17 protein-coding genes are annotated in these 20889 nt (G+C 65.9%); 10 read left to right on the plus strand and 7 right to left on the minus strand.

Annotated elements, in window-relative coordinates; all coding sequences use genetic code 11:
* Positions 1 to 13: 13 nt before the first annotated feature.
* The 4 genes from dgcA to OEJ36_RS12280 all read right to left on the minus strand — a co-directional run bounded on the left by dgcA (position 14) and on the right by OEJ36_RS12280 (position 4964).
* On the minus strand, positions 14 to 2074 hold the full coding sequence (gene dgcA / locus OEJ36_RS12265) for a dimethylglycine demethylation protein DgcA (protein WP_263401707.1): 2061 nt from the start codon (positions 2072 to 2074) through the stop codon (positions 14 to 16).
* Positions 2075 to 2090: 16 nt separating this feature from the next.
* Positions 2091 to 2621, minus strand: a complete 531-nt coding sequence (locus OEJ36_RS12270) for a DUF5943 domain-containing protein (protein ID WP_263401708.1) — start codon at positions 2619 to 2621, stop codon at positions 2091 to 2093.
* A gap of 139 nt (positions 2622 to 2760) precedes the next feature.
* On the minus strand, positions 2761 to 3738 hold the full coding sequence (locus OEJ36_RS12275; RefSeq protein ID WP_263401709.1) for a dipeptidase: 978 nt from the start codon (positions 3736 to 3738) through the stop codon (positions 2761 to 2763).
* Positions 3739 to 3953: 215 nt separating this feature from the next.
* Entirely contained in the window at positions 3954 to 4964 is a 1011-nt protein-coding gene (locus OEJ36_RS12280; RefSeq protein ID WP_263401710.1) for a GlxA family transcriptional regulator, read from the minus strand.
* Positions 4965 to 5201: 237 nt separating this feature from the next.
* Between OEJ36_RS12280 and choX the strand changes: the two genes are divergently transcribed.
* The 4 genes from choX (at position 5202) to OEJ36_RS12300 (ending at position 8717) form a co-directional block, all read left to right on the plus strand.
* Positions 5202 to 6140 carry a choline ABC transporter substrate-binding protein gene (choX, locus tag OEJ36_RS12285; protein ID WP_263401711.1) on the plus strand — a complete coding sequence of 313 codons (939 nt, stop codon included), beginning with the start codon at positions 5202 to 5204 and terminating at the stop codon, positions 6138 to 6140.
* Positions 6141 to 6239: 99 nt separating this feature from the next.
* Positions 6240 to 7127 (plus strand): 3-keto-5-aminohexanoate cleavage protein, encoded by an 888-nt coding sequence (locus tag OEJ36_RS12290; protein WP_021218160.1) that lies wholly within the window; start codon positions 6240 to 6242, stop codon positions 7125 to 7127.
* A gap of 66 nt (positions 7128 to 7193) precedes the next feature.
* A complete protein-coding gene (locus OEJ36_RS12295; protein ID WP_263401712.1) occupies positions 7194 to 8159 on the plus strand; it encodes an L-carnitine dehydrogenase in 966 nt (321 codons plus the stop codon).
* Positions 8160 to 8228: 69 nt separating this feature from the next.
* Positions 8229 to 8717 carry a thioesterase family protein gene (locus tag OEJ36_RS12300; protein ID WP_263401713.1) on the plus strand — a complete coding sequence of 163 codons (489 nt, stop codon included), beginning with the start codon at positions 8229 to 8231 and terminating at the stop codon, positions 8715 to 8717.
* A 4-nt stretch (positions 8718 to 8721) separates the two neighbouring features.
* On the opposite strand, the gene OEJ36_RS12305 is transcribed toward OEJ36_RS12300, so the two are convergent.
* On the minus strand, positions 8722 to 9348 hold the full coding sequence (locus OEJ36_RS12305) for a response regulator transcription factor (protein WP_021218157.1): 627 nt from the start codon (positions 9346 to 9348) through the stop codon (positions 8722 to 8724).
* Between the two features lie 457 nt (positions 9349 to 9805).
* On the opposite strand from OEJ36_RS12305, the gene OEJ36_RS12310 reads away from it, so the two are divergent.
* On the plus strand, positions 9806 to 13450 hold the full coding sequence (locus OEJ36_RS12310) for a transporter substrate-binding domain-containing protein (protein WP_263401714.1): 3645 nt from the start codon (positions 9806 to 9808) through the stop codon (positions 13448 to 13450).
* An 18-nt stretch (positions 13451 to 13468) separates the two neighbouring features.
* Here the strand turns inward: OEJ36_RS12310 and OEJ36_RS12315 are convergent, their stop codons facing one another.
* Positions 13469 to 14647, minus strand: a complete 1179-nt coding sequence (locus OEJ36_RS12315; protein ID WP_263401715.1) for an EAL domain-containing protein — start codon at positions 14645 to 14647, stop codon at positions 13469 to 13471.
* Positions 14648 to 14813: 166 nt separating this feature from the next.
* Between OEJ36_RS12315 and OEJ36_RS12320 the strand changes: the two genes are divergently transcribed.
* From OEJ36_RS12320 to OEJ36_RS12340, 5 genes are all read left to right on the plus strand, one after another.
* Positions 14814 to 15449 carry a response regulator gene (locus tag OEJ36_RS12320; RefSeq protein ID WP_263401716.1) on the plus strand — a complete coding sequence of 212 codons (636 nt, stop codon included), beginning with the start codon at positions 14814 to 14816 and terminating at the stop codon, positions 15447 to 15449.
* A gap of 320 nt (positions 15450 to 15769) precedes the next feature.
* Positions 15770 to 16285, plus strand: a complete 516-nt coding sequence (locus OEJ36_RS12325) for a fimbrial protein (protein ID WP_263401717.1) — start codon at positions 15770 to 15772, stop codon at positions 16283 to 16285.
* 51 nt (positions 16286 to 16336) lie between these two features.
* Positions 16337 to 17068 (plus strand): molecular chaperone, encoded by a 732-nt coding sequence (locus OEJ36_RS12330; protein WP_263401718.1) that lies wholly within the window; start codon positions 16337 to 16339, stop codon positions 17066 to 17068.
* Positions 17069 to 17236: 168 nt separating this feature from the next.
* Entirely contained in the window at positions 17237 to 19780 is a 2544-nt protein-coding gene (locus OEJ36_RS12335; protein WP_263401719.1) for a fimbria/pilus outer membrane usher protein, read from the plus strand.
* Between the two features lie 292 nt (positions 19781 to 20072).
* Entirely contained in the window at positions 20073 to 20453 is a 381-nt protein-coding gene (locus OEJ36_RS12340) for an NUDIX hydrolase (protein WP_263401720.1), read from the plus strand.
* Between the two features lie 30 nt (positions 20454 to 20483).
* On the opposite strand, the gene OEJ36_RS12345 is transcribed toward OEJ36_RS12340, so the two are convergent.
* Complete coding sequence (locus OEJ36_RS12345; RefSeq protein ID WP_263401721.1) at positions 20484 to 20801, minus strand: hypothetical protein; 318 nt, start codon at positions 20799 to 20801, stop codon at positions 20484 to 20486.
* Positions 20802 to 20889 lie beyond the last annotated feature (88 nt).

Consider the following 20889-nt stretch of genomic DNA (forward strand, 5'->3'; position numbering starts at 1 on the left):
CTTGTGGCTGCTTTTAAAAGTCCTTGCACAACCGCAGGGCGTCGTAGATCGCCGCGTGCACGTTGCGCGGGGCGCCGCAGTCGCCGATGCGGAACAGCAGGTAGCCGTCGCCGGTTTCGGCCAGGCAGGGCTGCGGGCGGATCTCGAACAGCGCGTCGACGTCGATCTGGCCCTTGTTGCGCGAGCCCTGCTTGAGCGCGTAGTACAGGCTCTCGTCGGGGCGCACGCCGTTTTCGATGACGACCTGGTCGACCACGCGTTCCTCGCGGGCGCCGGTGTATTCGTTCTCCAGCAGCGCCACCAGCTTGTCGCCCTCGCGGTAGACCTTCTCCAGCACCAGGTCGCCGGTCATGATCACTTCCTTGGGATACATGCTGCGGTAGTAGGTGGGGAAGGTGGTGCCGCCCATGGCGACGCCGGGCTTGGTGTCGTCGGTGACGATCTCGACCTGGGAGCCCTTCTCGGAAAGATAGTCCGCTGCCGACATGCCGCCGAATTCGCAGATGGTGTCGTAGACCAGCACGTTGCGGCCGGGGGCGACCTTGCCTTCGAGGATGTCCCAGGAGCTGACCACCAGGCCTTCTGCCGCGCCCCAGTGTTCGTTCTGCTCGATGAAGGGGTGGCCGCCGTTGGCCAGCACCACGACATCCGGGCGCAGGTCGAGAATGGTGTCGACATCGGCGCCGGTGCCCAGGCGCAGGTCGACGCCGAGGCGGGCGATCTCCAGCTGGTACCAGCGGGTGATGCCGGCGATCTGGTCGCGCTGCGGTGCCTTGGCGGCGATGCTGATCTGCCCGCCGAGCTGGTCCTTCTTCTCGAACAGGGTGACGTCGTGGCCGCGTTCGGCGGCGACGCGCGCCGCCTCCATGCCGGCCGGGCCGCCCCCGACTATGACCACCTTGCGCTTCTTGCCGGTGGTCTTCTCGATGATGTGCGGCAGGCCCATGTACTCACGGGTGGTGGCGGCGTTCTGGATGCACAGCACGTCCAGGCCCTGGTACTGGCGGTCGATGCAGTAGTTGGCGCCGACGCACTGCTTGATCTGGTCCACCTGGCCCATCTTGATCTTGGCGATCAGGTGCGGGTCGGCGATGTGCGCGCGGGTCATGCCGACCATGTCGACATAGCCGCCTTCGAGGATGCGCGTGGCCTGGTTCGGGTCCTTGATGTTCTGCGCGTGCAGCACCGGGACGTTGACCACTTCCTTGATGCCGGCCGCCAGGTGCAGGAAGGGCTCCGGCGGGTAGCTCATGTTGGGGATGACGTTGGCCAGGGTGTTGTGGGTGTCGGCACCCGAACCGACTACGCCGATGAAGTCGAGCATGCCGGTGTCGCTGTAGTACTTGGCGATCTGCTTCATGTCCTCGTGGGACAGGCCATCGGGGTGGAACTCGTCGCCGGAGATGCGCAGGCCCACGCAGAAGTCGGGGCCGACTTCCTCGCGCACCGCCTTGAGCACTTCCAGGCCGAACTTCATGCGGCCTTCGAAGGTGCCGCCCCATTCGTCGGTGCGCTTGTTGACGCGCGGGCTCCAGAACTGGTCGATCATGTGCTGGTGCACGGCGGACAGCTCGACACCATCCAGGCCGCCGGCCTTGGCGCGGCGCGCGGCCTTGGCGAAGTCACCGATGACGCGCCAGATCTCTTCGATCTCGATGGTCTTGCAGGTGGCGCGGTGCACGGGCTCACGGATACCGGAAGGCGACATCAGGGTCGGCCAGTTGAAGCCGTCCCAGCGCGAGCGCCGGCCCATGTGGGTTATCTGGATCATGATCTTGGCGCCGTGCTTGTGCATGGCGTCGGCGAGGTTCTGGAAGTGCGGGATGATGCGGTCGGTGGAGAGGTTCACCGAGCTCCACCATTCCTGCGGGCTGTCGCTGGATACCACGGACGAGCCGCCGCAGATGGCCAGGCCGATGCCGCCCTTGGCCTTCTCCTCGTAGTACTTCACGTAGCGCTCGGTGGTCATGCCGCCGTCGGTGGCGATGACTTCGGCGTGGGCGGTACTGAGCACGCGGTTGCGGATGGTCAGTTTGCCGATCTGGATCGGCTGGAACATTGCTTCGAACGCCATGGTGCCGTGCCTCGCCTCAGAGGGGTTTGACGGTGAACAGGCCGTCGTCGTGGCCTGCTTCCGAGCCGCTGTAGACCTGTTCGGCGACGGTGCGGATGCTGCTGCCGCGCGCCTGGAGGATCTGGTCCATGGCCCCGGCGAACCAGCCGGTGAACATGTAGTCGACCTTGCGGCCGACCTTGCCGTAGACGTAGACGAAGGCGGAGTGCTCGAGCTTGACGCTGGCGGTGCCCTTGTCGAGGTCGATGTCCTGGATCTTGAACAGGCCCCAGCCTCGCTGGGACAGGCGCTTCATGTAGTGCTCGAACACCGCGACGCCTTCCAGGCCGTGGCATTCGGCTTCCTTCTCGCACCAGTGCCAGGCGGACTTGTAGCCGGCCTTGTAGAGGATCTCGGCATAGGCGTCGGCGCCCAGCACCTCTTCGATGCCGATGTGGTTGTTGACGAAGAAGTGCCGCGGCACATAGAGCATGGGTAGCGCGTCGCTGGTCCAGACGCCGGTTTCGCTGTCGACTTCGATGGGCAGTTCGGGGGCGTGTTTGGCCATGTGGATAACTCCGAATTCAGGTCAGGTGTAGGGTGGATGACGCTTCATCCATCCACCGCAGAGATGAGCCACCGCGCGGGGGGCTGGTGGATGAAAAGAGCGTCATCCACCCTACGTTCGTGTTCGGTTCGGGCTGGCGTTACTCGCCCCAGACGTCCTTGAGGACGTTCACCCAGTTCTCGCCCATGATCTTGCGCACCACGCGTTCGGGGTGGCCGCGCTTGAGCAGGGTTTCGGTGAGGTTGGGGAATTCGCCCACGGTGCGGATGCCCAGCGGGTTGATGATCTTGCCGAAGTTGGTCAGGCGGCGGGCGTAGCCCTTGTCGTGGGTCAGGTACTCGAAGAAGTCCTGGCCGTGGCCCTGGGTGAAGTCGGTGCCGATGCCGATGGCGTCCTCGCCGACGATGTTCATCGTGTATTCGATGGCCTCGGCGTAGTCGTCGATGGTGGAGTCGATGCCCTTGGCGAGGAAGGGCGCGAACATGGTCACGCCGACGAAGCCGCCGTGGTCGGCGATGAACTTCAGCTCTTCATCGGACTTGTTGCGCGGGTGTTCCTTGAGGCCGGACGGCAGGCAGTGGGAGTAGCAGACGGGCTTCTTGGATTCGAGGATGACTTCCTCGGAGGTCTTGGAGCCGACGTGGGAGAGGTCGCACATGACGCCGACGCGGTTCATCTCGGCGACGATCTCGCGGCCGAAGCCGGAGAGCCCGCCATCGCGCTCGTAGCAGCCGGTGCCCACCAGGTTCTGGGTGTTGTAGCACATCTGCACGATGCCGACGCCGAGCTGCTTGAACACCTCGACGTAGCCGATCTGGTCTTCGAAGGCGTGGGCGTTCTGGAAGCCGAAGAGGATGCCGGTCTTGCCCTGCTCCTTGGCCTTGCGGATGTCCGCCGTAGTGCGCACGGGCATCACCAGGTCGCTGTTCTCGCGGATCAGCTTCTGGCTGGCGGCGATGTTGTTCACCGTGGCCTGGAAGCCCTCCCATACGGAAACGGTGCAGTTGGCCGCAGTCAGGCCGCCCTTGCGCATGTCCTCGAAGAGTTCGCGGTTCCATTTGGCGATGATCAGGCCATCGATGACGATGCTGTCGGCGTGCAATTCGGCTGGGCTCATCAGGCTGTCCCCTTGATTCTTGGTGCGCCGAATCTTCTGCCGGCGCTTTGAACCGAGCATATCGCCGGGGCTTTCGGCGCTATCGCGCAAAAACGACCGGGGTATTGCCGAAAGCGTCAATGCGGGGTCGTGGATGGGCAAGACGGTTGGCCGCGGGGCTGGCCGATGCGCCAGGGCGCGATGGGGAGTGCGGGGTGAACGGCGCCGATCTGCGCTCAGATGCGCTGATCCGTCGCTGATCGTGCCGGGCGTTGCGTGCGCGTGCCGGGCGGCGCTGTTTCGCTGGCCGGGTGTTCGTGGCGGTCCTGGCTGGGGCAGGCGGCGAAGCGGTTGCGGTAGCAGCGGGAGAAATAGGAGGAGGATTCGAAGCCGCAGGCGAGGCCGATCTCCAGCACGCCCATGTCGGTCTGGCGCAGCAGCTGGCGGGCCTTCTCCAGGCGCAGGGCCAGGTAGAAGCCGGACGGCGTGTCGTCCAGGTGCAGGCGGAACAGGCGCTCCAGCTGACGCGGGGTGACGCCCACCAGGGCGGCCAGCTCGGCGGAGCCCAGGGGCTGCTCGCTGTGGCGCTCCATCTCGCCGATCACCTGCACCAGCTTGCGGTTGTGCACGCCGTAGCGACGGGTGATCTGCATGCGCTGGTGATCCTGGCGGGTGCGGATGCGACCGAGGACGAACTGCTCGGAGACCTCCACCGCCAGTTCATCGCCGTGGTCGCGGCCGATCAGGGTGAGCATCAGGTCGAGGGTGGCGGTGCCGCCGGCGCTGGTGATGCGGCGGCCGTCTATTTCGAACAGCTCCTGGGTCGGCAGCAGGCCGGGGTAGCGTTCCTGGAAGGCGTCGATGGCTTCCCAGTGCAGGGTCAGGCGCTGGCGGGCGAAGAGGCCGGCCTCGGCGAGCACGAAGCTGCCGGTGTCGATGCCGCCGAGAGTGGCGCCGTCGAGGTCGGCGCGCTTGAGCCAGTGGGCCAGGCGCGGGGTGAAGCTGGCCAGGGGTTCGAAGCCGGCCACCACGAACAGGCTGTCATTGGTGCCGGGACGCTCCAGCGCCGCATCGACGTTGAGGGACATGCCGTTGCTGCCTTCCACCGCTCCGCCGTCCACACTCAGCAGGCGCCAGCGGTAGAGTTCGCCACGGAAGCGGTTGGCCACGCGCAGGGGCTCGATGGCGGACATCAGGCCCATCATGGAAAAACCGGGCAGCAGGAGGAACCACAGGGTCTGGGGCATCGGGGCGTCCTGTCGGGGCGTTGTCACACTAAAAGGCAGGACGGCGGACAAGGCAATGCAGGAGGTCGTTCCCGTTCAACATTCGGTCGTTTTAGTTCGATTTGGCCGGTTTGGCGCTGCGTAATCTGGCTGCCACGGGTGCAACAGGGCCCGCGAACGGCGGGGCACCAAGCGCCCCGGCACAACAACAGACGGGCCGCGTGGCCCGATAACCGTACGGCTGTAGGGGAGCATTCGATGAAAGGTCTCAACGCACTCGCGGGTTGCTGTCTTCTCACCCTGTTCAGTTCCACCCTGCTGGCGGCGGACGACGCCAGTTGCCAGAAGATCCGCATCGGCGCGGTCGGCTGGACCGATGTGGTCGCCACCACCGCCGTGGCCTCCGAGCTGCTGGCCGGCCTCGGCTACGAAACCACCCAGACCCAGGCGTCGCAGCAGATCATCTTCGCCGGCATCCAGAAGAAGCAGGTGGACGTGTTCCTCGGCTACTGGAAGCCGATCATGGACGACAACATCCAGCCCTTCCTCGACAGCGCGTCGGTGAAGGTGGCGCCCAAGCCGTCCCTGGAGGACGCCGTGGCCGTGCTCGCGGTGCCCACCTACACGGCGGAAGAGGGGCTGAAGACCTTCGCCGACATCGCCCGCTACAAGGACCAGCTGGACGGCAAGATCTACGGCATCGAGTCCGGTTCCGGGGCCAACACGGCGATCAAGAAGATGATCGACGAGAACCAGTTCGGCCTCGGCGGCTTCAAGCTGGTGGAGTCCAGCGAAGCGGCCATGCTCACCGCCGTGTCGCGGGCGGTGAAGAACCACAAGCCGGTGGTGTTCTTCGGCTGGAAGCCGCACCCGATGAACATCCAGATGCCGATCACCTACCTCACCGGCAGCAATGACGTGTTCGGCCCCAACGACGGCGCCGCCACCGTCTCCACCGTCACCGCGCCGGACTTCGCCCAGCGCTGCCCCAACGCCGACCGCCTGCTCACCAACCTGCGCTTCACCAGCGAGCAGGAGAGCCGCCTGATGCAGCCGATCATGGAGCGCGAGGCACCGGCCAAAGTCGCCCGCGAATGGATCAAGGCCAACCCCGAAGTGGTCAAGGCCTGGCTCGCCGGGGTGACCACCTTCGACGGCAAGAACGGCGCCGAGACGGCCATCGCCTCGCTCAAGTAGCTCCTGCAGCTTCGCTGCCGTTACCAACGCTTCGCTTCCTCCCGTGCGCGGTTCGCCGCGCACGGCACCCGATCGCCTCCAAGAAAGGATGTTGCAACCGTGAACCATGAAGTCATCGTCACCTGTGCGGTAACCGGCGCCGGCGATACCGTCGGCAAGCACCCGGCCATCCCGGTCACGCCGAAGGAGATCGCCGCCGCCGCCATCGAAGCGGCCAAGGCCGGCGCCACGGTCGCCCACTGCCACGTGCGCGACCCGCGCACCGGCAAGCCCAGCCGCGACGTGGCGCTCTACCGCGAGCTGGTGGAACGCATCCGCGAAAGCGACACCGACGTGATCATCAACCTCACCGCCGGCATGGGCGGCGACCTGGAGATCGGCAAGGGCGAGCAGCCCCTGGAGTTCGGCGCCGGCACCGACCTGGTGGGCCCGCTGGAGCGGCTCAAGCATGTGGAGGAGCTGCTGCCGGAGATCTGCACCCTGGACTGCGGCACGCTCAACTTCGGCGATGGCGACTTCATCTACGTCTCCACTCCCGCGCAACTGCGCGCCGGCGCCAAGCGCATCACCGAGCTGGGGGTGAAGGCCGAGCTGGAAATCTTCGACACCGGGCACCTGTGGTTCGCCAAGCAGATGCTCAAGGAAGGCCTGCTGGACGACCCGCTGTTCCAGATCTGCCTGGGCATCCCCTGGGGCGCCCCGGCGGACACCACCACCATGAAGGCCATGGCCGACAACCTGCCGGCGGGCGCCACCTGGGCCGGCTTCGGCATCGGCCGTTCGCAGATGCCCATGGTCGCCCAGGCCATGCTGCTGGGCGGCAACGTGCGCGTCGGCCTGGAGGACAACATCTGGCTCGACCGTGGCGTGCACGCCAGCAACGGCCAGCTGGTGGAGCGGGCGGTGGAGATCATCGAGCGCCTTGGTGGCCGTGCCCTGAGCCCGGCCGAGGGCCGCGAGAAGATGAACCTCAAGCGCCGCGGCTGACGTTTCTCCCCTAGCCCGGGCTTCAGCCCGGGAACCCCCCTATCGGACACAGGATCAGGAGCCACCATGGCCTTCATCACCCACATCAAGACCTTCGCCGCCCTCGGCAGCGGCGTCATCGGCAGCGGCTGGGTCGCCCGCGCCCTGGCCCACGGCCTCGACGTCGTTGCCTGGGACCCGGCGCCCGGTGCCGAAGCCGCCCTGCGCACCCGTATCGCCAACGCCTGGCCGGCGCTGCAGAAGCAGGGCCTGGCGCCGGGCGCCTCCCAGGAACGCCTGCGTTTCGTCGAGACGGTCGAGGAATGCGTGCGCGACGCCGACTTCATCCAGGAAAGCGCGCCCGAGCGGCTCGACCTGAAGCTCGACCTGCACGCCCGCATCAGCGCGGCGGCGCGCCCGGAGGCGATCATCGGCTCCAGCACCTCGGGCCTGCTGCCCAGCGAGTTCTACGCCGACGCCGTGCACCCGGAGCGTTGCGTGGTGGGCCACCCGTTCAACCCGGTCTACCTGCTGCCGCTGGTGGAAGTGGTGGGCGGCGAGAAGACCGCGCCGGAGGCCGTGCAGGCGGCGATACAGATCTACACCGCGCTGGGCATGCGACCCCTGCATGTGCGCAAGGAAGTGCCCGGCTTCATCGCCGACCGCCTGCTGGAGGCGCTGTGGCGCGAGGCGCTGCACCTGGTCAACGACGGCGTTGCCAGCACCGGCGAGATCGACGATGCGATCCGCTTCGGCGCAGGGCTGCGCTGGTCCTTCATGGGCACCTTCCTCACCTACACCCTGGCGGGTGGCAATGCCGGCATGCGCCACTTCATGGCGCAGTTCGGCCCGGCACTGCAACTGCCCTGGACCTACCTGCCGGCCCCGGAGCTGACCGAAGCGCTGATCGACGGCGTGGTGGAAGGCACCAGCGAGCAGCAGGGCTCGCGCAGCATCGCCGAGCTGGAGCGCTATCGTGATGACTGCCTGCTGGCGGTGCTCGACGCGGTGAAGGCGACCAAGGAGAAGCACGGCTTCGCCTTCGCCGACTGAAGCCCTACGGACCCTCCGCTACTTCGAACCGGCCCTCTCCCCAGGAGAGGGCCATCGCCAGGAATCGCCATGAGCCAAGCCCTCACCACCTACCGCACCGCCATTCCCGCCGAATGGGTGGACTACAACGGCCACCTGCGCGATGCGTTCTACCTGCTGATCTTCAGCTACGCCACCGACGCGCTGATGGAGCATATCGGCCTGGACGAGGCGGGGCGTGCGAGCAGCGGTCACACCCTCTACACGCTGGAGTGCCACCTCAACTTTCTCGCCGAGGTGAAGCTCGGCGCCGGGGTGGAGGTGCGCACCCAGGTGCTCGCCCACGACGCCAAGCGCCTGCACATCCACCACGGGCTGTACCCCGAGGGTGGCGATGCGTTGCTGGCGGCGAGCGAGCAGATGTTGATGAGCGTGGACAGTGCGACTGCGTGCTCGACGCCGTTCGCCAGCACGGTCGCCGAGAGGGTCGGCGGGCTGGCGGCGGCGCATCGGCAACTGCCGCCACCCGTGCATGTGGCACGGGTGATCGGCCTGCCGCCCGCGCGAGCGGCGGGGTGAGCGGTCAGGGAGTGGGCAGGGCGTAGCGGCGGGCGAAGTCGATCAGGTCGACCAGGTTGCGGGTCTTGAGCTTGTCCATCAGGCGCGACTTGTAGGTGCTCACCGTCTTGTGGCTGATGAACAGCTGCTCGGCGATTTCCTTGTTGTTCTTGCCATTGGCCAGGTTCTGCAGCACCGCCAGCTCACGGTCGGAGAGACTATCCAGCAACTGGGTGTCTTCGCCGGCCTGGGACGGCACCGGCAGGTGCACGGTGCTGGGGAAAAGGCTGTAGCCGGAGAGCACCGACTTGGTCGCGGCGATCAGGCTGACGGCCTGCTCCTGCTTGGACAGGTAGCCCGTGGCGCCGGCCTGCAGGCAGCGGTTGGCGTAGAGCGCGGCGGGCAGCGAAGTCAGCACCAGCAGCTTGAGGTTGACGTCCATGGCGGCGAGGCGGGTCAGCACTTCCATGCCGTCGAGCTTGGGGATGGCGATGTCGAGGATGACCAGGTCCGGCTTGAGCGAACGGGCCAGGCTCAGCCCTTCCACACCGTTCTCGGTCTCGCCGACCATGTCGTAGCCCTCGCGCTCCAGCAACACGCGGGTGGCGAAGCGGATCATCGGTTGGTTGTCGATAAGCAGAATCTTACTCATCTATTCAGTACTCCTTAGCGAGTTTCCCAATGGTCTACGGCGCGCACGCAAAGCCGTTCGATTAAAGGGCAAGTTTTCGTGGTGAGTGTTTGCGCAATTGCCGGTGGGCGCGGCGCAAACAAGTTATCCAAGGCGGATCAATAACCGCTGTAGGTCGATCCGACGCTATGGGATATTTCTTCAGAAGTTATGTTGAAGTCTTTCAGACAATTCCTAATATTCCTGACGTGACCACAGTGGGCCACGCCAGTGGCCACGGGCCTTTTGGCCGTGGAGCCTGGGGAGTTGGCTGAATACGTGAGGCGGGAAGTATATTCGCGGTGAAGGCCGGGTCCGGATGTTTGGGAAGTTTCCTACAGCCTATGTAGGCAGTTTTTAAATACACTCGGACGATTAACGAATTGCCGCTCTTCAACTAATGTTCCTTTCGTCCAACGCCTAGAAACAGGTCGGCCCGGTGCTCCGTCATTTCTCACTCCGCGTACTTGTGCAGTACTTCTGCCTGAGCCTCTGGCTGTTGCCGCTCGCCCTGTCGGCCCGGGCCGCTTCCCAGGAAACCATCCCCCTGCGTCTGGCCAGCCAGCTACGGGTAGACCAGCAGGAACTCACCCTTGGCGAAAGCGATTGGCACTGGTTGCGGCAGAAGCGCGAGCTGGTGCTGGGGGTGGCGGGTGACATCGAGGCGCCGCTGGCGATGCTGCAGCGCGATGGCAGTTTCGAGGGCATGACTGCGGATGTGGTGGCGCTGGTTGGCCAGATGCTCGGCATGCGCGTCGTCCTGCGCAGGCTGCCCGACCAGGCCGCCGTGGCCCGGGCGCTGGAGGATGGCGAGATCGATATGGCCAGCGCATCCAGCCACGGCTTGCGTGGTGCTGCCGTGGCGCGCAGCCAGCCGTTCGCCATCGAGCACGCCGCGCTGTTTCGTCGCCAGGAGGATGGTCGCGAATTCCCGGCCGACCTGGCCGGGCTGACCATCGCCACCACCACCGAATACCTCACCGATCCCGCGTTGCGCCAGAGCTTCCCCGGGGCGCACCTGGTGGCGGCGGGCTCGGTGGACGAGGCGCTGGCCGCCGTAGCCTTCGGCAAGGCCGATCTGTACCTGGGCGACGTGCTGACCGCCTACTACCGGATCAACCGGGGCTTCTACGGTTTGGTGCGCTTCGAACGCTTCGCTGAACTCCAGGCCGATGGCGTGGCCTTCATCGTTCGCCCTGGGGACCCGCAATTGCTTCGCGGCCTGGACGCGGCCCTGCGCGCCCTGGGCCGCTCGCGCCTGGAGGGCATCGCCAAGCGCTGGGTGGGCAGCGGCGTGATGCCGGCGCTGGAGCCGTTGCCGCTGACGGCGGAGGAGCGGCGCTGGGTGGAGCGTCACCCGCGCGTACGCCTGGTGATCGACGACGACATGGCGCCGATGGCGTTCTTCGATGCCCAGGGCCAGTTCCGCGGCATCGCCGCCGACCTGCTGGAGATGGTGTCCCTGCGCACCGGCCTGCGGTTCGAGGCGGTCAGCCGCCGGGGCAGCCTCGCCGACCAGATGGAAAGCTTGCGCCAGGGGCGCTTCGACCTGGCCATCCTCACCCAGGGGCGCGAACGTGAAGGCGCGCTGCGCTTCACCCGGCCGGTGGTCACCAATCCTTTCGTACTGGTGGCGAGACGGGCGCAAGACGGCCTTGCCGAGCCGCTCGACGGCCTCGATGGCAAGCGCCTGGCCATCGCCGCCGGCCATGTGGCGACCGAAGAGGCGCGGGGCATCTACCCCGGCGCGGAGCTGCTGGCGGCGGCCTCGTCCCTGGATGCCATGAACCTGGTCTACAGCGGCGACGCCGATGCGGCGCTGGTGTCGTTGCCCACTGCTCGCTATTACGTGGTGCGGCTGTTCCGCAATCGGCTAGCGGTGGCGTCCCTGGTGCCCATCGACCCGGCCACCGCGAACTTTGCGATGCGCCGGGGCGATGTCGAGTTGCAGTCGATCCTCGACAAGGCGCTCGGCAGCCTGGCGCCGGACGAACTGAATGCCGCCGCCAATCGCTGGCGCGGCAGCCCGGCCATGAGTGCGCAGACCTGGCGCGACTACAACCAGCTGATCCTGCAGATCGTCATCGGTGCCCTGGTGCTGCTGGGGCTGGTGCTCGCCTGGGGGCTGCGCCTGCGCCGTGAGGTGCGCAAGCGGCGGGCGGCGGAGCGGCAGCTCAACGACGAGCTGCGCTTCATCGAAACCCTGATCGACAGCATGCCGCCCCCTGTCTATGTGCGTGACACGGCTGGCCGGATGCTGTCCTGCAACCGCAGCTACCTGCAGACCCTGGGCCTGGAGCGGGAGCAGGTGCTGGACCGCACGGTGGCGGAGTTGCCGCTGGCCTTCGAGGCCGCGCCGCTCTTCCACGAGAGCTACCTCCAGGCCATGCAGGGCGGGGGCCTGATCCAGGGCACACACGAGCTGGAGCTGGGTGGGCGACGGCTGTGGATCGAGCATTGGATCCAGCCCTTCCAGGATTCCACCGGCGCGATAAAGGGGGTGATCGGCGGCTGGCTGGACATTACCGAGCACCATCACCTGGTCCGCGAGCTGGAGGCGGCGAAGAGCCAGGCCGACGACGCCAGTCGCGCCAAAACGGCGTTCCTCGCCACCATGAGCCACGAAATCCGCACACCGATGAACGCGGTGATCGGCATCCTCGAACTGGCCCTGAAGCGCGCCGAGAGCGGGCCCATCGACCCGGCGGGCATCCAGGTCGCCTATGGCTCTGCCAGGAGCTTGTTGACGCTGATCGGCGACATCCTCGATATCGCGCGTATCGAGTCGGGGCGGCTCAGCCTGGCGCCCGGGCGCGCCAACCTGCGCGAGCTGGTCGAATCGGTGGCTCGGGTGTTCGACGGCCTGGCGCGGCAGAAGCGCCTGGAGCTGGTGCTGGAGATCGACGGCAGCATCCAGGGCGATGTGCTGGTGGATGGGCAGCGTTTCAAACAGATTCTTTCCAACCTGGTGAGCAACGCCATCAAGTTCACCACGCACGGGCGGGTCGCGGTGCGCGTGGAAGGGGACACCTCGGAGGCGGGGATGCTCAGGGTCAGCTTGAGCGTCGAGGACAGCGGCATCGGCATCTCGCCGGCGGACCAGGCGCGCCTGTTCCGCCCCTTCTCCCGGATCGAGCGGGCAGGCCAGCCGGTGGATGGCACCGGGCTGGGCCTGGTCATCAGCCGCTCGCTCTGCGAAATGATGGGCGGGCGCCTGAGCCTCGACAGCGTTCCGGGGCGCGGCACCCGGGTGGAGGTGGGCTTGCGCCTGCACCGCCTGGACCCCGTACCGCCGCTGGAGGCCGCGCCGGCCGCTGCGGTGGTGGCTTCACGTCGGTTGCGCGTGCTGGTGGTGGACGATCACCCGGTGAACCGGCAGATCCTGCAGCAGCAGCTGGTCTTCCTTGGCCATGAGGTGGAGGAAGCAGGAGATGGCGAAGAAGCCCTGCAACGCTGGCGCGAAGGACGCTTCGATACCGTTGCCACCGACTGCCACATGCCGCGCATGAGCGGTGCCGAGCTGGCGGCTGCCATCCGCCTGGAGGAGCGCGAGCGGGGCCTGGCGGCTGTGTGCATCATCGGGCTCACCGCCGACGCCCAGCCCGAGGAGATCGAGCGGGGTCTCGCCGCCGGCATGGATGAATGCCTGATCAAGCCCATCGGCCTGGATGCCCTGCAGCTCGCGCTTGGCGGCCATGCCCGGGAGCGCCAGCAGGGCGCGGAGTCACTGGATGACGGGGCGCTGTTCGACCTGGCCCCGCTGCAGCCTCTCTCCGGGGGCGATGAAGCGCTGGTGAGAAATCTGCTGGGCGAGTTGCTGGCGACCAACCGCAAGGATCTCGCGGCCCTGGCGCCGTTGCTGGAGGCGAGCGATGTCGAGGGGCTTGCCGAACTGGCTCACCGGCTGATCGGCGCGGCGCGGGTCGTCAAGGCGGCGGGGGTGATAGCGGCCTGCCGGCAATTGATGGCGGCCGCTGCCGATGCGCCGCCCGATGGGGTTCGGCTGCAGCAGGCGGGCGATGCGCTTGCGCGTGCGCTGACAGCGCTGGAGAGCGGCCTGCGCGAGTACCTGCAGGAGGCCTGAGCTGCGCTGCGGCGCGGTTCATCGTTGCGCGATATGGCGCTTCAAGGCGGCGCCGTCCATGGGGCGGGCGAAGAGAAACCCCTGCGCCAGGGAGCAGCCCAGCTCCAGCAGGCGCTTCTTCTGCTCCGGGCTTTCCACCCCTTCCACCACCAGGGAAATGTCCATGGTGCTGGCCAGGGCTACGGCACTGCTGACCACGGCGGCGCAACGTGGGTGGCTCTGCAGCTTGCGCACGAATGAAGAGTCGAGCTTGATCTGGCTGAAGGGCAGTTCGCACAAGCGGTCGAGCGAGGAGTAGCCAGCGCCGAAGTCGTCCATGGCCAGGCCGCAGCCCATCAGGCGCAACCTGACGAGGTTCTCCAGGCTGGCGGCGGGCGCCCGCAGCAGGCCCGTTTCGGTCACTTCGAAGTTCAAGCCATCGGCGGGCAGGCCGCTTTCCTCCAGGCGGCGGGCGATGCGTTCGACCATTTTCTGGTCGCTCAACTGGCTGGGCTGGATGTTGAACGCCAATTCGATGCGTTGCCCCACGGTGGCCAGGTCACGCTGTAGCGCCAGCCCCTGCTCGAACAGTTGCCAAAACAGGCGGTCGACCAGGCCATTGCTTTCGACCTGGGGCAGAAAATGCGCCGGGCTGAGGACGCCGTATTGCGGGTGGCGCCAACGGGCGAGCAACTCCGCACCTTGCAGGGCACCGCTGCGCATATCGAACTTGGGCTGGAACCAGGCCTCGAACTCACCGCGCTCGAAGCCGTCGAGCAGGTCGTTCAGGGAGGGGATCTCGATCACCTCCGGTGTGCCGACCGGCAGCCCCGGCTCGGGCTCGAAGGCGCGCAGCAGCTGGCTGGCGCGGCCGATGTCGAAGGGCTTGCCGAGGTCGCCGAGAAACTCCAGGCCCAGGCAGCGGATCATCGAGATGGTGGCCTGGCGCAGCATCGGCTCAACCGCGCTGCTCAACACCACCGCCCGTGTCAGGCCCCGTTGGCTGGCATGTCGGAGGAAGGCCAGGCCGTCCATGCCGGCCATGCGCAGGTCGCAGAGCACGATATCGACGCCACCACATTCCTGAAGCATGGCCAGTGCTTCGGTGCCGTCCCCGGCGCCGCGGATGCTCTTCAAGCCCAGCTTTTCCAAGGCGGCCATGGCTAACAGGCGCTGGAACGGTTCGTCTTCCAGAACCAGAATGCTTATGTTCTTCATCGGTTTTACTCGGCAGAATCGCGTGGCCGATTACGTTACTGAGGAGAGTGATCGCCGAGCTAGGCGAACCTTCCCCTTGGCTTGTAGGAAAACTCATCAGCGCCAGCGCGCAGCCCCACCCGCCGTGCCTTGGCGTCGTGCCCGTGCCCACTCGGAAGATATCGACATGAGAAGTGCCCTGATAGTCGACGATCACCCTGTCATCCGCCTTGCCGTGCGCATGCTGCTGGAGCGCAATGGGCTGGAAGTGCTGGCCGAGACGGACAATGGCGTCGATGCCCTGCAACTGGTTCGCGAGCATGAGCCGGATATCGTCATTCTCGATATCGGCATCCCTCGACTGGACGGCCTCAATGTCATCTCGCGCATTCGCGCAATGGAGGTCGACAGCCATGTGCTGGTGCTTACGTCACAGCCGGCGGAGGGTTTCTGTCAGCGTTGCCTGCAGGCTGGGGCCAAGGGGTTCGTCAGCAAGGAAGAGGACCTGCAGAACCTGGTGATCGCCATCAACTCCATCAGTGCCGGTTTCTCCTTCTTTCCGGCTGACGTGCTGAACGCCGGGCAGCCCAACCTGGTCAGCGAGGCGGAGCTGGTCGAGCGGCTGTCCAACCAGGAAATCATGGTGCTGCAGTACCTGGCCTCGGGCCTCACCAACAAGCAGATCGGCGAGCTGATGCTGCTCAGCAACAAGACCATCAGCACCTACAAGAGTCGTATCCAGCAGAAGCTCAACCTGGACTCGCTGCTGGAGCTCATCGAGTTCGCCCGTCGCAACGACCTGGCACCGCGACAGGATATCTAGCCTAGCTCCCCAGTCCCCTCACTTCTGAAGCCCGCTCAAGCGGGCTTTGTCCTACATGGGGCGCGGTAATTTTCTCGGACGAAGAGCTTTTTGCAGGGCTGCGTTCCTTTCCTAGGACTTTGGAGTCTTTTCCTACAGACGCCTTGGGCCGACTCAGGCAGGGCCTTCTGGGCTCCCTCGTTATCATTCATCGGCTTCGGAAATGCGTCCCACAGCGAACCTCCGAAGGTCTGGAACGTCGCTCAATCTGGCGGCTTTCCGGTTTAAGAACCAGGAACCGAATCCGGCGTACCTATCCAGGCGCCGCTAGGGAGACTCAGATGAAGAAATTATTCGTAGCCAGTGCGGCCACGATTGGCTTGGGCCTTGGCAGCGTTGTTTTGGCCGCGGAAGGCACCATCACCATTACCGGCGAGGTTTCCGACAAGACCTGCACCATCAACCAGGGCAGTGGCGACAAACTGGTGCCGCTCTCCAACATCGCGATGTCTTCGTTGCCTGCGGGCCAGGTCTCTGGGGTGACACCTTTCACCCTGGAGTTCTCCGGCTGCAGCGCCACCAAGGTCCGTGCTCACTTCGAGCCCGGCGGCAACGTGGATGCCGCCACCGGTGACCTGAAGAACACCCAGGCGGGTGGCTCCAACGTCCAGGTGCGCATCCTCAACGACGCCCAGCAGCACATCGACCTGCGTAACAACAGCAACTCGCAGCAGGTCGAGGTCACGGGCGGCAGCGCCACGCTGCTCTACCACGCGGCATACATGGCGCCGGCCGGCGAGGCGGTGACCGCGGGTGGCGTGAAGACCACCGTCGAGTACTCCATGGACTACGAGTGACCCGTCCCCGCCCAGGTTCGCCTGGGCGGGCACTTTCCTATGGGGATTCAGATGTATCGCCTCTCTATCGCACATCGCTTCATCACGCTTATTGCGCTCCTCGCCTGTTTGCCGGCCAGCGCCAACGTGGTGGTCAACGGCACCCGCTTCGTCTATCCCGCCAAGCAGCAGGAAATCAGCGTGCGGGTGAGCAACGACGGTGATCAGCCGTCCCTGGTCCAGGCCTGGATCGATCGCGGCGACCCTGCCACGCGACCCGAACAGGCGGATGCCCCCTTCCTGCTGACGCCGCCGATATTCCGGGTCGACCCGGGCAAGGGCCAGAGCCTGCGCGTGGCCTTCATCGAGGAGGCCCTGCCCCAGGATCGGGAGACGGTGTTCTGGTTCAACATGCTGGATGTGCCGCCCCTGCCCGAAGCCGATGACGGCAACTACATGCAGTTCGCCATCCGTACCCGGTTGAAGCTGTTCTATCGGCCCGAGAAGCTTGCCGGCAGCCCCGACAAGGCAATCGAGCAGGTGACCTGGCAGCTGGTTTCCACCAGCAGCGGTGCGGCCTTGCGTGCGACCAACGGCAGCGCCTTCCACGTTTCGCTGAGCGACCTGGCCGTGCAGGACCGCGGTCGCACCTATCCCTCACAAGGCGGGATGGTGGCGCCCCACGCCAGCCATGACTTCCCCCTGACCGACCCGGCAGCGCCGAGCGCCTCCGCGGCCGTGGTCCTGCATTGGATAAACGATTACGGCGCTCCGTCCCGGCACGAGGCCCGGCTGGAGCCTTGAGCCACGAGGTTTGGTGCGCCGCACCGACCAACCCGCAGCGCTCCATCTCATCACCTAGTGGTGGAGGGACCCTGAATGAGTTCGCGTACTGACATGGGCGGCAGGCGTCACTGTCGCTCTTCTGCTCGTGTGCGGCGCCGACTTCGGCGCAAGCGTGGTGAGCACCTGGTGCTTGCCATCGCCGTTGTGGTGAGTGGCGCCGAGTGGCGTCTGGCCGATGCCGATGATGGGGGGCCGACACCTCGCTATGCTGCGTTCAACCCCGATTTCTTCAAGGGGCAGGACAGCGAAGGCGTCGACCTGTCGAGGTTCGCCAAGGGCACATCGCTGCCACCGGGCACCTACCGCCTGGATGTCTATGTCAATTCCAGCTGGCAGGGCCGCCACGAAGTGCGGGTGGTCGAGAGGGAGGGGGGAGCGGGCTATTGCTTCAAGCCCGAGCAGGTCGGTCTGTTCGGCATCGAGCTGCAGAAACTGCCCGACCCCCGGGCTGCACAGGCATTGATCGCTGCAGAGGACTGCATCGAGCTGGAAAAACTGGTCCCCGACGCCCGTGTCGATATCGACCTTTCCGAGCTCAGCGCCTACCTCAGCTTGCCCCAGGCGTATCTGGGGCGCGCGGCGCGCGGGCAGGTGGACCCCAGGGATTGGGATGCGGGCGTGAGCGCCGCCTTCATCGGCTACAACGCCAGTGCCTACCGCAACAGCAGCAGCGGCATGCGCAACGAGCAGATCAGCGTGGGACTGAACAATGGCCTCAACCTGGGCGACTGGCGCCTGCGCAGCAATGGCTTCTACACCCGCTCGGAGCAGAGCGGTGGGCCCAGCCGCAGCCACTACAGCAACGCCAGCACCTATGTGCAGCGGGATCTCACCGGCTTGCGCTCGCAGCTGACCCTGGGCGATTACTACACGCCGGGCGACCTGTTCGACAGCGTGCCTTTCCGAGGCGTGCAGGTGGGTTCGGATGACCGCATGCTGCCTGACTCCCTGCGCGGCTTCGCACCGGTGATCCGCGGTGTCGCCGAGACCAACGCCAAGGTCACGGTGCGCCAGGGGGAATCGGTGCTCTACGAAACCTCGGTCGCGCCCGGGCCTTTCAGCATCGACGACCTCTACGACTCGGGCTATTCCGGCGATATCGAGGTGACGGTGACCGAGGCGGACGGGCGCCAGCGAACCTTTGTCGTGCCCTATGCGTCGGTGGTGCAGTTGCTTCGCCCGGGCATGTCGCGCTTCAACCTCACGGCCGGCGAATACCGCTCCAGGGGGCAGGATCGCGTGCCGACATTCATCCTGGGTACCTACCAGCGCGGTATCTCCAACCACTGGAGCGCCTACACCGGCAGCATCATCGCGGAGAAATACATGGCGGCCCAGGGCGGTATCGCACTGAGCACGGGGATTGGCGCCGTGGCCCTGGATGTCACCCATTCGCAGGTTTCGGAGCAGCCCAACCGGGCCCTGTCGGAGGCTCCCGACAAGGGGCAGAGCTACCGCATCACCTACAGCAAGCTGGTGGATGCCACACAGACCAACTTCACCGTCGCCGCCTATCGTTTCTCCAGCGAGGGCTACCTGGATTTCGGCGACTACGCCCAGGCCTATGGCGCGCCCGACAGCATTCCCTACCGCCAGCGCAGCCGCTTCCAGGCCAACGTCAACCAGCCTCTGGGTGGCCGGCGCGGCAGCCTGTACCTGAGCGGCTCGGCGCAGAACTACTGGAACGCCGGCCAGAGCAGCGACATAACCTACCAGGGCGGCTACGCCAATGGCTTTCAGTGGGGTTCGATGAGCGTCTCCGCCGCACGGACGAGACAGAACCGTGGCTACGAGAACCAGTACCTGCTGTCTTTCACCGTGCCCCTCGGGCGTGGCGTCGGCTCCCCCAGCCTGAGCACCTCGGCGAGTTTCTCCAGTGGGCGCAGCAACACCCAGGCCAGCCTCAGCGGTTCGACGGGGGAGCACAACCAGTTGAACTACAGCCTTTACGGCGCGCACAACCGCGAGCATGGCGAGCGCAGCAGCAACGGGGGGGGCAGCCTCAACTACCGGGCCTCAACCGTCGCCCTGAGCGCCGGCTATAGCGAAGGCACCGGCTACCGACAGGAAAGCCTCGGCGCCCAAGGCAGCCTGGTCATGCACCCGGGCGGCGTCAACTTCACCCAGAACCAGAGCGAGACGCTGGCGGTGGTGGAGGCCAAGGGGGCGCAGGGGGCCTATGTCAGCAACGACTATGGCGTGCGCATCGCCGGCAATGGCTATGCCGTGGTCGGTGGCCTGTCACCCTACCGACGCAACCAGGTGGTCATCGACCCGGTGGGCACGCTGCGCAACGTCGAGTTGCAGGTCACCGAGCAGTCCGTCGCGCCGCGTCATGGTGCCGTGGTCATGCTCAGTTATCCGACCCTGATCGGCGTGCCCGTGCTGCTGCACATCCAGCGGGAAGACGGCGAGGTGCCGCCCCTGGGCTCCGAGGTGCTGGATGCCGAAGGCAATAGCATCGCCTTGGTGGGGCAGGGGGGGCGCGCCTTCCTGCGGGGGCTGGAGCCTTCCGGCGCGTTGCAGGTGCGATGGGGCGAAGGTGCTGAAAAGCAGTGCCGTATCGAGTACAGCCTGCCCGAGCAGGATCCGGAAGACCCGCGCTACCAGCATCTGAGCGTGCGCTGCGTCAGCAGCGTCGGCCCCTCCCGCATCGCCTCCCTGCCCTAGCCGGCACCACCTGCGCGTATCGCCTGCATGGGCGATACACGCAGGCGTTGGTTGTTCCCGGCCCCGTCGAACCGTCACAACCCGCCCTGGCGGCGCGTCATTTCCATGAAGGTTTTCTTGCAAGTCCCGGCCCAGACGGCACGGCGACGAAAAGAAGCGGAATTTTCTGCCAAGGCTGCCTATCGTATGAATTAGGCGCGCTGGTGCATGGATGCTCTGCCAGGAATGGCGCCTTTCATGCTGCGGATTCATGGCGACTCCGATCCCGGAATGCAGTTGCAGAGGTGATGACATGGGCAGAGCGATCAAAGAACGGGCCACCGTGATCTGCAGGCGCGACGACCAGATCCTGTTCGTGCGCAAGTCCAAGTCCAAATGGACGCTGCCCGGCGGCCGGATCGAGGAGAACGAAGCCCCTGGCCAGGCCGCCTTCCGTGAGCTGGCGGAGGAAACGGGGCTGGCAGTCGAGGCGCTCAACTATGTGGCGCCGCTGGAGCTCTACCAGACCCTGCACTACGTATTCGAAACGCCGATGCCTTCCGAGCAGCAGGCCGTGCCGCTCAATGAGATCGCCGACTGCCGCTGGTTCTCGATGGACGAGGTGCCGGGGCGGCGCAATGTGAGCAAGGCCATCCGCCGCTTGCTGAAGTCCTGCCAGCGGCCGACGCCTTGAATCCCCACCTCACGCCTACCCTCCAGGGCCTCAGTGGAAGGTCACGGTAATCACGCCTGTACCCGCCCCGCGTGAGCTGATCGCGGCGATGGGTGCCAGGCTGACCGACGAGGTCTGCCCTACGCCTGCGCAGCTTCCTGCCGCTTCGGGGCGTGGTGCTTTCCTCGGGCTGATTCCGTTGTCGCGTCCGAGGTGTTGCCGCCAGGTGCTTGTAGGTGTGTTGCACAGGCCGTTGACGATCCTTCCCACGAAAGTCAGGGTGCCGCGCAGCGGAGCTATGCTCTCGGCGTGGGCGGCTCCACCGAGGAGGGTAAGGGTCAGCAGGGAACTGGTCAGTGCGTTTTTCATTTTCAGGTCTCCGAACAGGCTTGAGCGGAGTAAAAATCAGAACGCTCCTACGATCCACATTTTGGCCGACTGGTTTTTTTGTAGGACT

Origin of the sequence: Pseudomonas sp. PDM13, from assembly GCF_025685765.1 — a bacterium.
In the GTDB taxonomy this organism is placed as follows: domain Bacteria; phylum Pseudomonadota; class Gammaproteobacteria; order Pseudomonadales; family Pseudomonadaceae; genus Metapseudomonas; species Metapseudomonas solani.

Coding starts and splice junctions, on each gene's coding strand:
- choX (WP_263401711.1), top strand. CDS start 5,202: ATGAAAGGTCTCAACGCACTCGCGGGTTGCTGTCTTCTCACCCTGTTC.
- OEJ36_RS12300 (WP_263401713.1), top strand. CDS start 8,229: ATGAGCCAAGCCCTCACCACCTACCGCACCGCCATTCCCGCCGAATGG.
- OEJ36_RS12325 (WP_263401717.1), top strand. CDS start 15,770: ATGAAGAAATTATTCGTAGCCAGTGCGGCCACGATTGGCTTGGGCCTT.
- OEJ36_RS12320 (WP_263401716.1), top strand. CDS start 14,814: ATGAGAAGTGCCCTGATAGTCGACGATCACCCTGTCATCCGCCTTGCC.
- OEJ36_RS12270 (WP_263401708.1), bottom strand. CDS start 2,621: ATGGCCAAACACGCCCCCGAACTGCCCATCGAAGTCGACAGCGAAACC.
- OEJ36_RS12315 (WP_263401715.1), bottom strand. CDS start 14,647: ATGAAGAACATAAGCATTCTGGTTCTGGAAGACGAACCGTTCCAGCGC.
- OEJ36_RS12275 (WP_263401709.1), bottom strand. CDS start 3,738: ATGAGCCCAGCCGAATTGCACGCCGACAGCATCGTCATCGATGGCCTG.
- OEJ36_RS12295 (WP_263401712.1), top strand. CDS start 7,194: ATGGCCTTCATCACCCACATCAAGACCTTCGCCGCCCTCGGCAGCGGC.
- OEJ36_RS12340 (WP_263401720.1), top strand. CDS start 20,073: ATGGGCAGAGCGATCAAAGAACGGGCCACCGTGATCTGCAGGCGCGAC.
- OEJ36_RS12305 (WP_021218157.1), bottom strand. CDS start 9,348: ATGAGTAAGATTCTGCTTATCGACAACCAACCGATGATCCGCTTCGCC.
- dgcA (WP_263401707.1), bottom strand. CDS start 2,074: ATGGCGTTCGAAGCAATGTTCCAGCCGATCCAGATCGGCAAACTGACC.
- OEJ36_RS12330 (WP_263401718.1), top strand. CDS start 16,337: ATGTATCGCCTCTCTATCGCACATCGCTTCATCACGCTTATTGCGCTC.
- OEJ36_RS12345 (WP_263401721.1), bottom strand. CDS start 20,801: ATGAAAAACGCACTGACCAGTTCCCTGCTGACCCTTACCCTCCTCGGT.
- OEJ36_RS12280 (WP_263401710.1), bottom strand. CDS start 4,964: ATGCCCCAGACCCTGTGGTTCCTCCTGCTGCCCGGTTTTTCCATGATG.